Source organism: Biomaibacter acetigenes, from assembly GCF_003691585.1.
In the GTDB taxonomy this organism is placed as follows: Bacteria; Bacillota; Thermosediminibacteria; order Thermosediminibacterales; family Tepidanaerobacteraceae; genus Biomaibacter; species Biomaibacter acetigenes.
Window position 1 is genome coordinate 901,865 of record NZ_CP033169.1, and the last position, 14,961, is coordinate 916,825.

The 14,961-nt window shown below is 42.1% G+C and carries 10 protein-coding genes; 9 read left to right on the forward strand and 1 reads right to left on the reverse strand.

Annotated features, from left to right (window positions below; genetic code table 11):
• Positions 1–110 precede the first annotated feature (110 nt).
• The 9 genes from D2962_RS04400 to D2962_RS04435 all read left to right on the forward strand — a co-directional run bounded on the left by D2962_RS04400 (position 111) and on the right by D2962_RS04435 (position 13,405).
• On the forward strand, positions 111–296 hold the full coding sequence (locus D2962_RS04400; protein WP_122014244.1) for a MerR family transcriptional regulator: 186 nt from the start codon (positions 111–113) through the stop codon (positions 294–296).
• 32 nt (positions 297–328) lie between these two features.
• Positions 329–934 carry an SNF2-related protein gene (locus tag D2962_RS17905; protein WP_222927678.1) on the forward strand — a complete coding sequence of 202 codons (606 nt, stop codon included), beginning with the start codon at positions 329–331 and terminating at the stop codon, positions 932–934.
• Entirely contained in the window at positions 898–3,165 is a 2,268-nt protein-coding gene (locus D2962_RS04405; RefSeq protein WP_222927679.1) for a helicase-related protein, read from the forward strand. The genes D2962_RS17905 and D2962_RS04405 overlap by 37 nt, the downstream gene beginning before the upstream one ends.
• A gap of 14 nt (positions 3,166–3,179) precedes the next feature.
• Entirely contained in the window at positions 3,180–4,757 is a 1,578-nt protein-coding gene (locus tag D2962_RS04410) for a site-specific DNA-methyltransferase (RefSeq protein ID WP_122014245.1), read from the forward strand.
• Entirely contained in the window at positions 4,750–7,437 is a 2,688-nt protein-coding gene (locus tag D2962_RS04415) for a DEAD/DEAH box helicase (protein ID WP_162991099.1), read from the forward strand. The genes D2962_RS04410 and D2962_RS04415 overlap by 8 nt, the downstream gene beginning before the upstream one ends.
• 147 nt (positions 7,438–7,584) lie before the next feature.
• Positions 7,585–8,688, forward strand: coding sequence for a DUF4268 domain-containing protein (locus tag D2962_RS04420; RefSeq protein ID WP_122014247.1), 1,104 nt, complete (start codon positions 7,585–7,587; stop codon positions 8,686–8,688).
• Between the two features lie 32 nt (positions 8,689–8,720).
• Entirely contained in the window at positions 8,721–10,139 is a 1,419-nt protein-coding gene (locus tag D2962_RS04425) for a DUF6884 domain-containing protein (protein WP_162991100.1), read from the forward strand.
• Between the two features lie 150 nt (positions 10,140–10,289).
• On the forward strand, positions 10,290–11,522 hold the full coding sequence (locus D2962_RS04430) for a hypothetical protein (RefSeq protein WP_122014248.1): 1,233 nt from the start codon (positions 10,290–10,292) through the stop codon (positions 11,520–11,522).
• Between the two features lie 176 nt (positions 11,523–11,698).
• Positions 11,699–13,405, forward strand: a complete 1,707-nt coding sequence (locus tag D2962_RS04435) for an ABC-ATPase domain-containing protein (protein ID WP_122014249.1) — start codon at positions 11,699–11,701, stop codon at positions 13,403–13,405.
• 54 nt (positions 13,406–13,459) lie between these two features.
• Here the strand turns inward: D2962_RS04435 and tyrS are convergent, their stop codons facing one another.
• Complete coding sequence (tyrS, locus tag D2962_RS04440; protein WP_122014250.1) at positions 13,460–14,692, reverse strand: tyrosine--tRNA ligase; 1,233 nt, start codon at positions 14,690–14,692, stop codon at positions 13,460–13,462.
• Positions 14,693–14,961 lie beyond the last annotated feature (269 nt).

Here is a 14,961-nt window from a genome sequence, read left to right on the forward strand (position 1 = left end):
CGGCATATTCTGCCGAATTAATGGAAATAAAAGGGCAATTGTTACTTGAAATTATTCGCATTTACGAATATAATATTTTGGGGTAATTATGTACTATGAGGTGTGAAATAATGGAGTATATGACCGCAAAAGAAGCTGCCCAAAAATGGAATATCACCGTCCGCCGAGTGCAGATCCTATGTGCGCAGGGACGGATTCAAGGGGCAATGCGCCTTGGCAATATGTGGGTTTTGCCTATTGGTGTCAAGAAGCCAGAAGATAAGCGGTATACTCATAAGAATGTAGAAGATAAATAATTCAATTGCTTTTGGGGTGGGGGAGATTATATTTGTATACACCTTATCACTCAAAGTACTATGCAACTCAGTTAACATTGAAACGTCCGAGCAATAGCATAGAAAAAATTGCTTCGTCATTGTCCGGAGCAAAGGTGGATTTGAATCCGCATCAAATTGATGCAGCTTTGTTTGCGCTCCGCTCGCCGCTGTCTAATGGTGTTTTATTAGCGGATGAAGTTGGTTTAGGAAAAACTATCGAAGCGGCCATAGTTATTGCCCAGTACTGGGCGGAACGTAAACGACGGATACTGCTAATTGTCCCTGCTTCACTTCGTAATCAGTGGTTATCTGAGCTTGATGAGAAGTTTTATATAAAGTCCGTCATACTGGAAAGCAAAAATTATAACCAGATGAAACGTGCGGGTTGTATACGTCCATTTGAAATAAAGGATAAGGTTGTGATCTGTTCTTATCACTTTGCAGCAAAAATGGCAGACGAAATTGCGTCTGTTCCTTGGGACTTAGTAGTGATGGATGAGGCGCACCGGTTACGCAACGTATATAAACCATCTAATGTCGTCGGCAATACTCTAAAAATTGCCCTGGCTAACAGAAAAAATTGCTGCTTACTGCTACTCCCCTCCAAAACTCGTTGATGGAGCTATACGGTCTGGTAAGTATTATTGATGAACACGTCTTTGGTGATGTTAAGACTTACCGCGACATGTACATAAACATTGAAAATGAGGAAATCAGAAATATTTTCCTGCGCCAAAGGCTACAGCAATTTTGCAAACGAACACTCCGCAAACAGGTGACAGAATATGTCAGATATACGAGGCGCGTTTCCATATTGCAGGAATACGCTCCAACCAAAGAAGAAGAATTGCTCTATAATAAGGTTTCAGAATACCTTTTAAGTCCTAAACTTTATGCATTGCCGGCCAGTCAGCGCAAACTTATGACTCTTATACTGCGCAAACTCCTGGCGTCTTCATCCTTTGCTATATCCGGTACATTGCAGGCACTGATAGTTCGTCTCCGGCACATGTTAGACGGATACGATGCGGAACTAGATATTGATGATTATGATGTACTTCCTGAGATAACCGACGAATGGGATGATGAAAAAGTCGAAGATTTTACCGAAATGCTCAAAGACAGGCAAGGGATATCTGAAGAACTGCAGAAATTGACTGAATACCTGGAACTTGCTCAAAGTATCAAATTTAATGCTAAAGGAGAAAATCTACTCATAGCGCTTAAGAAAGGGTTTGAAAAAAGCACAGAACTGGGGGCACAGAGAAAGGCGGTTATCTTTACCGAATCAAAACGGACGCAAGATTATCTGGTAAATTTATTAACGAATAACGGCTATGACGGTCAAGTTGTCGTTTTAAACGGTTACAACAATGACCTGAATTCAAAACGAATTTATAATGAATGGTTAGCCCGTCACCAGGGCGAGGATGTTATTTCCGGATCAAAACAGGCCGACATGAAGGCGGCCATTGTTGAAGAGTTCAGGGACAGGGCCAGCATATTAATCGGGACTGAGGCTGCGGCCGAGGGAATCAACCTGCAGTTTTGTTCGTTGGTTGTAAACTATGACCTGCCCTGGAATCCCCAGCGCATCGAACAGCGTATTGGCCGCTGTCACAGATATGGACAGAAGAACGATGTTGTCGTGATTAACTTTTTAAATATTGCCAATGAAGCGGACAAGCGTGTTTATCAACTGCTCGATGAGAAATTCCGCCTGTTTGACGGCATATTCGGCGCATCTGATGAAGTGTTGGGCGCCATCGAATCGGGCATCGATTTTGAAAAACGCATTGCTGAAATTTACCAGACATGCCGTACCAGCGAAGAAATACAAGCGGCATTCGATGAGATCCAACGCGAACTTGAAGAAAAAATTCAAAGCAACATGGCACAAGCACGCCGGGTGCTGTTGGAAAACTTTGATGAGGAAGTTGCCGTGCGCTTGAAAACCTGTGAAAATGCTGCCAAAGAGACACTCTCCTTATATGAAAGATGGCTTTTTAACCTTGTCCGGTCAGAACTGCACGCCGATATTGAGCTCTGCGCCGGAGAACCCAGATTTTATTATTACGGCAACCTTGCCGACAAAGGATACTACCATCTGGACTGGAAAAAGGCGGAACAGTTAAAAGACCATTTTTTGCGCAAAGAGCATCCTCTTGCAGAAATGATTATCCAGCGGGCTCTTGAAAGAAAACTGCCTTATGCCAGGTTGACATTTGACTATACAAATTCAGAGCACAAGATAATTTATTTTGAGGAAATGAAGTCAAAATCCGGCTGGCTGATTGCTGATAAACTTACCAGCGAGGCCTTTGAGATTCAGGAACACCTGCTGTTGACATGTGTGGCCGATGACGGGACGGTAATTGACGAAGAACTTGCGGCAAAACTTTTTGAACTGCCTGTCAAAGAAAGTATAGAATTGGCAAAAGTAGAACTTACACAGGAGTTACAGGATAAACGTGCGAAGATAAAAGAAGAAATGCTCGCAAGAATCAGAAGGAATGACCTGGAGTATTTTCGCGAAGAATGTTCTAAGCTCGATGCCTGGGCGGATGACTTAAAACAGGGCCTGGAGCGGGAAATCAAGCTGATTGACCGTGAAATCTCACAGCTTAGAAAAGATGAACGTACGGCGGTGACTCTTGAACAGACCCTGGAAATAAGAAAACAGATTAATGCGTTGGAAAAGAAACGCCGCGAAAAAATACGGGATTTATACAAAGAACAAGACAGAATCGATGAAAAACGCGACGAATTACAGGCGAAAATCGAGCGCCAGTTACAGGGCAGGAGCTTTACCGAGGAACTGTTTGTAATTCGCTGGGTTTTAGAATAACGGAGGTAATTGTGATGAACGGAAAGCAAAAATTGGAACTGACCTGGATAGGGAAATATGATGAGATAAAGGTGGAACCAAGGATACTTTTAGAGGACAAGTCAAAAGGTTACGGCGACCCGAATACGGAGAACATGCTTATTCATGGGGATAACCTGCTTGCCCTGAAGGCTCTTGAGCAGGATTTTGCCGGTAAAATAAAATGTATATATATCGACCCGCCATATAATACGGGAAACGCCTTTGATCATTATGATGACAACTTGGAGCATTCAATTTGGCTGAATCTGATGAAACCGAGATTGGAGATTATTTATAATCTACTTGCGGATAACGGCAGCTTGTGGATATCCATTGATGACGACGAGTGCCATTATCTTAAAGTGCTTTGCGATGAAATATTCGGAAGGAGAAATTTTGTAGCAAATGTAATTTGGGAAAAAAAGTATTCCCCTCAGAATGATGCAAAATGGCTTTCGGATAGCCATGATCATATTTTGATTTACGCGAAAAATAAGGATGTATGGCGTCCTAACCTATTGCCGAGAACTGCCGAAATGGACAATAGATATAAAAACCCTGACAATGATCCAAGAGGGCCTTGGAAGTCGAGTGATTTATCTGTAAAAACGCCCAACCCACGTGATATTTATCCGATTACTACACCATCAGGAAGGATAGTAATGCCTCCTGAAAGTAGAAGCTGGGTTGTATCAAAGGAACGTTTTGAAGAATTGCTTAAAGATAATAGAATATGGTTTGGCCAAAATGGTAATAACGTACCTTCCCTAAAACGATTTTTATCTGAAGTTCAAGAAGGGATAGTATCAAAAACTATATGGTTCCGTTCTGAAGTTGGCGACAATCAAGAGGCAAAACGTGAGGTAAAAGCTTTTAACAATGACGACGTTTTTACAACTCCTAAACCCGAACGTCTTATCCAGCGTATTCTCACACTGGCCTCCAATCCCGGGGACTGGGTTCTTGACTCCTTCCTCGGTTCCGGTACCACCGCTGCTGTTGCCCACAAAATGGGTCGACGGTGGATAGGCATTGAGCTTGGCGACCACTGTTACACGCACTGTCTGCCCCGGCTTAAAGCGGTTGTGGACGGGGAACAGGGCGGCATATCCAAAGCCGTCAACTGGAAGGGCGGCGGGGGTTTCCGTTTCTTTGAACTTGCCCCGTCCCTGCTGAAAAAAGATAAATACGGCAACTGGGTTATCGATGAACGTTATAATGCCGATATGCTTGCGGCGGCCATGGCCAAACATCAGGGCTTTACTTATGCGCCTGATAGTGAAGTGTTCTGGAAACAGGGTTATTCTTACGAAAAGGATTATATTTTCACAACCACGCAATTTGTAACCCTGGAATACCTTGACCTCATCCACCAGGAGATGGCAGAGGATGAGTCGCTGTTAATCTGCTGCAAGGCATTTCAGGACGGAGCCGACCAGCGCTACGACAACATCAATGTCAGGAAAATTCCTCAGGTTCTCTTAAATAAATGTGATTTCGGCGTTGAGAGTTATAGTCTGAACATAGTCGGTCTTCCCGAAATAGACGAGGAGGCGGATGATCATGAATAAAAATACCCGCTATATCACCAACCGTCTGAAACTGCGCGAGCCCCAGGCCGAAAGTCTGGAGTTGTTTGAGCAACTATGTGACCGGCTGGAACTTAAAAAGGATATAAACCTTGAGATTGAGGCTGCTAAAGTCCATTATTTATGTCCTACTTTCAAGAGCTTTGAGCGTGATTTTCCGTCTATTTGCTTTGCGCTCGCCACCGGTGTGGGCAAAACAAGACTGATGGGTGCTTTTATTGCCTATCTTTATTATGAAAAAGGGATTAAAAACTTTTTTGTTATGGCGCCGAATCTTACTATTTACAACAAGCTTATTAAAGATTTTGGGGATATAAATAACCCGAAGTATGTTTTTCGTGGGCTGGATGCTTTTGTTACACCGCCCCGGATCATCCATGGCGAGAACTATGAATATTACCGCCAACAGGAATTGGGAACCAGTGGGATAACCATTAATGTCTTCAATATATCCAAACTCAATGCCGAAACCCGCAGCGGCAGGGAGCCGCGCATGAAGCGCCTTAACGAAGTGCTGGGGGACTCGTACTTTAACTATCTGGTCGAATTACCCGACCTTGTTCTGCTGATGGATGAGTCCCATCATTACCGCGCCGACCGGGGCATGGCGGTTATCAATGAATTGAAGCCGGTGCTCGGCATTGAAGTTACCGCTACTCCACAGGTTGAGAGGAGCGGCAGGAGTATTAAGTTCGAAAACGTTGTGTACGAATACTCTCTTGCTCACGCCCTGGAGGACGGAAAATTTGTCAAAGTGCCTGCAGTCGCTACCCGTAAAAACTTTGACCCGGAACAGTATTCTGACGATGAACTTGACCGTATTAAACTGATTGACGGTGTGAGGATACATATTGAGACCCAGGCCGAGCTCGAAAAATACGCCCGGGAAAACGGCAGGAAAATCATCAAGCCTTTTGTGTTGGTCGTTGCCAAGGATACTAATCATTCGGGCAAACTCAAAGATTTTATCTGTTCCGATGCCTTTTTTAAGGGATATTACAAGGATAAGGTATTGGAAATCCACTCCAACCAGACCGGAGCAGAAAAAGACGAGAATATAGAACAGTTGCTTTCGCTGGAAGAACCGGATAACAAAATTGAGATAGTTATTCACGTCAATATGCTGAAAGAGGGTTGGGACGTAACCAACCTTTATACCATCATTCCTTTACGCCGTTCCGCTTCGGAAACTTTAACCGAGCAGACTATCGGCAGGGGGCTACGTTTGCCATACGGTGAGCGTACAGGCGTGGATGCGGTGGACCGCCTGAATATTGTGCACCATGACAAATACGATGCTATTATCAATGCTGCTAATGATCCTAATTCCATTATCCGCAAATTAAATATTATTGAAGTAGATGATTCTACAACTCAAGACCGCAAAACAATTGTAGAATTGCCTTCAAGGGTAGAGGAAACCATAGGCGGCTATTCTTTTATGGAACAGATTAAACTTGGCATTCCGGATGACGCCGTGCCGACAGATGAACGAAAAAGCGAAGTTGCCAAAACTATTGCTCAGACTGCTTATAAAACGGTTATGGAATTGAACAAGCATGTCAAAACCTTTAGCGATGTCAAAAAACCGGAATACCGGAATTTAATCGTGGCAGCCGTTGTTCAGAAGACGAAGGAGTCGTTTCCCACAGTTGATTTCAATGATGAAGTAAAAAAGTGTATTGAAAAAGCTGTTGAGGAAGTTACACAGCTTGTGACTAATATCGTCATCCCTGTGCCGCGCGCTACTGTCCAGCAGGTGTTGGAGATTAAAGAAGGTTATTATGACTTCGACCTTGATACCAGAAACTTGAATTACCGTCCTTCTGACGACACTATCATTATAAAGGACTTAAAAGACGGAAAAATTGCCGTAATTAATTCCGATGGCAGCATAGGAAAAGAAGATACGCCCGAAAACATGATTGTGCAGGAAATCGTAATGACAAAGTCTGATGTTGACTACGAAAAGAATGCCGATTTATTGTTTAAGCTGGTCGGACAGGCAAAGGCCAAGTTTGCTACATATTTAAACCAGGATGAGATTAAAAAGGTTATGGTTACGAGAAAGCGAGACATTGCAGAATTTATTTACCTGCAGATGAGGGAGCATTTCTACAAGGAAGAAACCAGGTTTGAGGCATCCGACATGCTTCCGTTTACTAAAATTGAAGTCGGCTTCGGGGAAAAATATTCTGCCGATGAACTGTATGATTTCAGGACATATGTCCCGGCTGGAGAAATAAGGAGCAGAGTATTCAAGGGCTTTAAGAAGAGCTGTCATTCCCTTTACAAATTTGACAGCAGTACTGAAAAACAATTTGCTGTTATTTTGGAAGATGACGATTCGGTTGAAAAGTGGATGCGTCCGGCGAAAAAGCAGTTTAACATCTGGTGGGATAAATACAGCCGTCAGCAATATGAGCCTGATTTTGTAGTCGAAACCGCAGACTGCATTTACATGATAGAGATCAAAATGAGCGGTGAGATTGAGAGTGAAGTAGTACAGTTAAAAGCCCAAGCGGGCAAAAAATACTGTGCTGCGGCGACAGAGTTTAATGCTAAGCATGGCGGCAAGCCATGGAAATATCTGCTTATTCCGCATGATGTTGTTAAAGAAGGTGTCTTCTTTAACTGGCTGGCTAAACAGTTTGAAGTGTAATTCTGTACTCCAAACAAATACGACCCGGTGGAATAGTACAGCTTGTTTTTTTATAACTCAAATTGTATGAAAATTATGGTATAATTTAGGTGTACCTGTTAAATAAAGGTGCATTTTATTTTATTTTCAGGGGGTATTAAAACGATAATGTACCTTATCGATAAGAAAAACAACCGGATTTCCAAAATTGAAGAAAAAACCTTTTCAGAACTCGGATTTAAAGAGAGGGAACATCTGCAGGAGTGGCTGGCAAATGAACCAGCAATATTTGGGGAAGATTTGCTCATAATTCAAAAAGAATTTGACGGCTTTTCTGATACAAAGGAACGGCTTGACCTTTTAGCTCTGGATAAAGACGGCAACCTGGTGATTATTGAAAACAAGCTGGACGATTCCGGTCGGGATGTAACCTGGCAGGCGTTGAAATATGCATCTTATTGTTCCAGCTTATCCAAGGAAGAAATCAGAGTTATATTTCAGGACTACCTTACCAGTTGCGGAAGCGGAGAAACAGCGGAAGAAAAGCTTTGTGAATTTTATGGAAAGGAATACGATGAAATATCACTGAACAAAGGTACTGGACAACGAATTATTCTGGTTGCTGCTAAATTCAGGAAAGAGGTTACTTCCACTGTTTTATGGCTTATGAACTATAATATCCGTATCCAGTGTTTTCGTGTGACTCCTTATAAAAAAGATGACAAGTTGTTCCTTGATATTGAACAGATTATTCCAATGAAGGACGCTGAGGATTATGTGATTAAAATGGCCGAAAAAGCCCAGGATGATATCATGATTGAGAATAAATTAAAAAGTTCCGATGCGTTACGCTTAGAGTTCTGGACTGCTTTGCTCAAAGAGATGGCGAAGAAAAGTGACTTATTTAAGAATATCAGCCCCAAAAAAGATAATTGGATAAATGCAGGTTCAGGCATATCAGGAGTACCTTTCACATTCGCTATTTCAAAAGCGTATGCAAGAGTGGAACTTTACATAGATACAGGTGATAAAACTGAGAATAAGAAGCTGTTCGATTATTTACACCAAAGCAAAGAGGCTATCGAGACAGCTTTTGAAGAAGCATTGACCTGGGAACGGTTGGATGATAAAAGGGCAAGCCGGATAAGCTCCAGTATTGACAAAAACTCTTATGACAGGGAGAATTGGGATTTTATCATACCAGAACTAACGGAACGGATGGTGCGTTTTGAAAAGGCTCTGAGGGATTATCTGAAGAAATATAAGAAGTAAATGGATTTAGTGATATCAGGAGTGAAGAAAAATTGAGAATTGCTTTGATTTCATGCACCAGCAGAAAAAAAGCATATAAATGCCCGGCAAGAGACTTATATTCAGAAAGCCCGCGGTTTCGGTTGGCATATGCTTTGGCAAAGCTTGTTGCAGATAATATATTTATTCTTTCCGCAAAGTATGGCTTAGTGCCGGAGCATATGATTATTGAACCTTATAACGAAACCTTAAAAGAGAAAAGTGCCCAGGAACGTCGGGAATGGGGAGACATGGTACTAAACGAATTACGAAAAGTTTCCGACTTAAAACGCGATGAGTTTATTGTTTTGGCCGGCGAAGTTTATCAAGAAAATCTGCTGCCCCATTTGATTCATTTTTGGCTTCCTCTCAAAGGCAAGAGGCAAGGAGAATGGATTCCGGAGTTGGAGAGATTGATTAGCCTAGAAAAAGAAACAGAAAAAGTAGACGTTCTTCACATGATCTTCAATGGTCTACCACGACTTGATTGGACAATGATACACCGGATTCCCTATCGAAATGGGATATATATCATGTTTGAAAAGGGTGAAAGCTACCATGGCATGGACAGGATAGTTCGCGTAGGTACCCACCGAGGTCAAGACCGTTTGAAGAAAAGGTTAAGAGACCATTTTGTGAAAGAAGACGCTGATGGCAGTATTTTCCGTAAAAACATCGGTCGTGCTTTTTTGAATATGACTTCGGATCCATATTTACAAGTGTGGGAAATTGATATGCACAATTCTAAAAATGATAGAAACTATGGACACTTAATAAATGAAGAGCTTGAAACTGAACTTGAGGCAAAAATTAGCCAGTATTTAAGGGACAACATCACTTTTGTTTGTTTTCCGGTGGATGAAGAAGTGGAAAGGCTAAGGTTGGAAGAAGGTATTATTGCAACGCTTAACAGGAACCCATCGTTTGGTCCGAGTAACAATTGGCTGGGCTTGAAGAGCCCTGTGCCGGAGATTGCGAGTAGTGGTCTTTGGAATAGACAGGGTTTGGAGGGACAACCATTATCAGCTGAGGAATTAGGGCGAGTTAAGTGGCTTGCCAGATTTGGAAACGATAGTTACAGAAACAATACGGGGAGTAGGGCACGAGTACAAAGAGCGGTGAATCGTGTCAGAACGGTTGGAAAACCTCCTGATTCGGGGCGGAAAACGGCTGATGATGTAAGGCAGTACATAGATAAATTGTTTCAAGAAGCAAAGATGAGAGGCGAAGATTATATTGATTTGGTTTCAGGGGATATTCATAAGCAGTTGGGTATGAAAAACAGGATGCCGCAGGTGTGTAGAATTATGTATGAGAAAATGATACCAGGTGATGAAGTTTTACATACAACCCCGAGTGGTAAGAGTTCGACTATAAAAATCAGGTATAACTTAAGTAGAGGGGAGTGGTTATGTGAAACAAATAATGAATGATATCAATGATTTTTTATCTGGTAATAAAATGCCTGAATTTTATAATGCTTACAATTGGGGAAATGACAATAGTGGCATTATTTGCTTATAGTTCAGGCATTTTAAAACAAGGGTAGTTATTAAATTGTTAAATGCATTGAAGGTGGTTGTGTGGATTTTAGATTTATTACAGCAGATGAAAGAGAAGCATTATATAATGAAGTATGGGCGGAGCCTGTAACTACTGTTGCAAGAAGGTATGGTATGTCCGATAACGGGCTACGGAAACATTGCAAGAGGCTTGGGATTCCATTGCCGCCAAGTGGATATTGGGCGAGAGTTAAAGCCGGACAAAAGGTATCGAAGCCCGCTTTGCCAAAAGTAACTGGAGAACTTAAAAAGCATGTCCGCAATTATGCCATAAAGTACAGGACAGATCTTGAACAGTTAACGGACGCTGAGTTGATGACTGATGAAGAGCTTAGCTTACTAAGAGAAGAAACAAAAACGTTTATTAGGGAAACATGCTCTCAAATCCAAGTAAAAGACAAGCTTAGAAACCCACACCATTTAATTACCGAGCATAAGGAAGAAGTGATTTACAGAAAAAAGAGGGATAAAGCATTAAAACAGGCCAGCTTCAGTTCAAGCTATTATACAAGTGTAAATAGTAAATATCGAGATAATAAACCCATTCTTCCAATAAATGTTTCAGAATCAAATATGAACAGGGCATATAGAATACTGGACACAATTATGAAAACGCTTGAGGATATGGAGGCTTATACTCAGGTTAGCATTGATTCAGGTAAGGACACAGCATATTTTGTTGTTATGCACTCAGCTTTTTATTTTGAATTGAAAGAAGAAACTAGAAAAAAACGAGGTTCACAAAACAACGTTGAAGCCCAGACTTATTTTGTCTTGTCAATGTCTGCAAAAAGCTGGTTTAGTAATAGCACCCAATATAAGATGGAATACAAAGATAATGACGATGAGCCTTTAGAAACTCAAATAGGAAGAATTATTTATGATATGTTTGTTGTTGCAAATAAGCTCCGAGCTATAGATGAACTGAAAGAAAGAGAAGAAAAAAGACAATGGGAAGAGCATGAAAGGCAGCGGCGTTTAGAACAAATGAGAAAAGGAGAATTAGAAGATGTAAGGCTGTTGGAACAGGCTGCTTCGGATTGGGATAAGGCAGAGAAAATTAGAAGGTTTGCTGACTGTATGGAAAGAAAAATAGCTGAGGTTGCAAATGAAGAAAAAAGAGAAAAGCTTTTAAAATGGTTAAAATGGGCGCGTGATAAAGCTGACTGGCTTGATCCCCTGACCGAAAAAGAAGATGAGCTTTTGGGAAAAAGCAAACATATATTTGACCTCATAGAAGATGAAGATTTCTAGGCAAATTGGTAACCTTAAACTTGGTAATGTGGAAACATATCAAGTGTTTTCTTTTAAGCGCTTTTCGCCGCTCGAAGCACGTGGAGTGCGTGGTATAACTCAAACTTTACTTATGACCCTTGAAGAATCGGACAACATTAGATATAAAAGGAGAAATACAGTAAGGAGAGAGTATATTGAAATCATTTCAAGAGCTTGAGAAAATATTAAATCAGATTGATGGGAAGGGATATAAGGCCTATAAGGAACTACAGGGTCAATACCAATGGAGTAACTTCACCCTATCTATTGATTATGTACAAGGAGATCCCTTTGCCTCTCCCTCCAGAATTCGCGTAATTGTACCTGGGGAGAAGGGGGGATTTCCCTCGGAATTATATAACACTCCCTATAAACGAAGGGCAGTGATAGATTTTTTGAGTAGAACTGTGGCGAAAAATATAAGCCGAATTTACCATCATGTGGGTGGCTCTGGAAAAAGCGGACTTATTTCTATTGGATACTGCGGGCAGGAGATTTTGGAGAGAAACTATATTGTGATTGACCAGAATCGGGTTGAAGCAAGACTTGAGGTAGGGCTCCCGGCAGCTGGAAGAAGAATTCTTGGGAAGGAGGCGAAGTATATTTTCCTTGTAGCCATTCCCAAAATCGTAGAAACCTCTCTATTTTTTAATGCCATTTCAAAGGAAAGTCTTTTTAGCCAGGTAAAGCTGGTGGAAGATCAGTATTTTTTACGTCAGGAGCTAAAAAGGAGAAAGCTGGTGGCCTTTGTTGCCAATGGAAGTATACTCCCGCGGGAAAGCGGAGTATCCCAACGGCCCATGGTAAAGGGAGCCGTGCCCTTTCAAAGCCCAAAGGAATATGAAATAGAGATTCAGCTTCCAAATTACGGTCCCATCAAGGGAATGGGGCTTCCCCAGGGGGTTACCCTTATTGTTGGGGGAGGCTTCCACGGCAAATCCACTTTACTCCAGGCCCTGGAGCTTGGTGTCTATGATCATATTTTGGGGGATGGAAGGGAATACCTTGTCACCCGGGAAAATGCCGTTAAAATAAAAGCTGAAAACGGTAGATATGTGGAAAAGGTCAACATTTCACCTTTTATTAATAACCTTCCTATGGGACAGGATACGGTAAGATTCTCTACAGAAAATGCCAGTGGAAGTACTTCCCAGGCAGCAAATATTATGGAGGCATTAGAAATAGGAACAGATTTACTGTTAATCGATGAAGATACCAGTGCCACCAACTTTATGATTCGAGACGGAAGAATGCAACAGCTTGTTCAAAAAGAAAAGGAACCTATTACACCATTTATTGACAGGGTACGAACCCTCTATGAAGAAAAGGGAGTCTCCACAGTGCTTGTAATTGGAGGATCCGGAGATTATTTTGAGGTTGCAGACCATATAATCATGATGGATGAATATACTCCGAGAGATGTAACCCAAAGGGCCCAGGAGATTATTAAAGGAATTCAAAATCCCAGAAAAATAGAGGCAGTCTCCACGGTGCAGGAAAATCCTCCTAGAATTCTATTAAAATCTACATTCTCCATGGGTAAAAGAGGAGTCAAAATAAAGCCAAGGGGAATCCATCAAATTACCTTCAATAAAACCGATATCGACCTTCGGGATCTGGAGCAGTTAATTGATCCCAACCAAACCAATACCATCTGCTTTATGCTCCAATACATTATGGAACGGGTAGTGAACGATAAAATGGCCCTGAAAGAGGTGGTGGAAAAGGTGTACAAGGATGTAATCGAAAAGGGGTTGGATGTGGTATCTCCCTATAAAGGCCACCCGGGGAACATGGCCCTTCCCCGAAAATATGAAATTGCGTGCACCTTAAATCGGTTTAGGAATTTGAAAATAAAATAGTTGGGCCAAGTCTCCGGGCTCTATCGGAACGAATATGGCAGGGGAAAAATGTGTTCATTGCTGCAGTTTTACCAGATGGTAGACTTTTTTCCCCTTTCTTATCAGGAGATTTTTATTATCATCAAAGTCATGCTCATAAATCTTGAAGTCTATATCGTCCACCCGCATGTCCCTTACGTATATGCCGCCCTGTTGAATAAGCCTTCTGCCTTCGCTTTTGGAAGAGGTAAGGCCGGTGAGCATTAAAAGTTCGAGTATCCCCATCCCGCCTTCAAGTTCCTTTAACGTTATATCGGTAGACGGAACCGAAGAAATATCCGAACCGTTATAAAAAAGGGCTTTTGCCGCCGCCTCGGCTTTTTTGGCTTCCTCTTCTCCATGGATCATCTTTGTAAGTTCAAAGGCCAGGATTTCCTTTGCCTTGTTGATCGCGGCACCTTCTAAAGAACCTAAACGCCGCACTTCTTCCATCGGCAGGAAGGTAAGGAGAGAAAGGCATTTCTCTACATCTTTATCATCTACATTTCTCCAGTATTGGTAAAAATCGTAGCATGAAGTCTTTTCGGGGTCCAGCCAGATGGCGCCTGCTTCGGTCTTGCCCATTTTTTTGCCTTCACTGGTGGTAAGGAGGGTAAATGTCAGGCCATAAGCCTCGGCACCTTCCACCTTTCTGATCAACTCAACACCGCCTATAATATTTGACCACTGGTCGTTACCGCCCATCTGGAGCCTGCATCCATATTTGCGATAAAGCTGCAGAAAATCGTACGACTGCATCAGCATGTAGTTGAATTCAAGAAAAGTCAAGCCTGTTTCCAGGCGCTGCTTGTAGCATTCGGCGGTGAGCATCCTGTTTACGGAAAAATGCTTGCCGATATCCCGCAAAAAGGAAATGTAGTTTAAGTCTAAAAGCCAATCGGCATTGTTTACCATGATGGCTTTATCATCGGAAAAATCGATAAGTTTTTCAAATTGCTTCTTAAACTTCCGGGCATTGTTCTCTATCTGTTCCTGACTGAGCATCATGCGCATTTCAGACTTTCCGGAAGGGTCACCCACCATTGCAGTGCCGCCTCCTATCAAGGCTATGGGTATATGGCCTGCTTTTTGCATATGGGTCATGGCGATCATCTGGAGGAGATGACCCACATGAAGGCTATCGGCGGTGGGGTCAAATCCGATATAAAAGGTAACTCTTTCCTTGCCCAAAAGCTCTCTTATTTCTTCTTCGTGGGTAGCCTGCTCTATAAAACCTCTTTCCATTAAAATGTCATATACGTTCTTCATTATGTGTACCTCCCATTTCTTTGTTAAACCGATCGTTTAAAAAAATCAAAAATAGAGCCTCCTGTCTTTAAGGACGAAGAGGCTCGTGGTACCACCTTAATTCGCATCGTAGGATGCCTTTAGGCCCTTTAACGGTGGCGGCCGCCGATTTGCGGAAACTCCTGAGTGTAATTCGCCTTCCGGGTACTGCAGCCCTTTCACCTGCCGGACCGCTCTCTTTATTGTAACCCCGGGTAGCTACTTTCTCATTCATCGTAATACTTTTGATT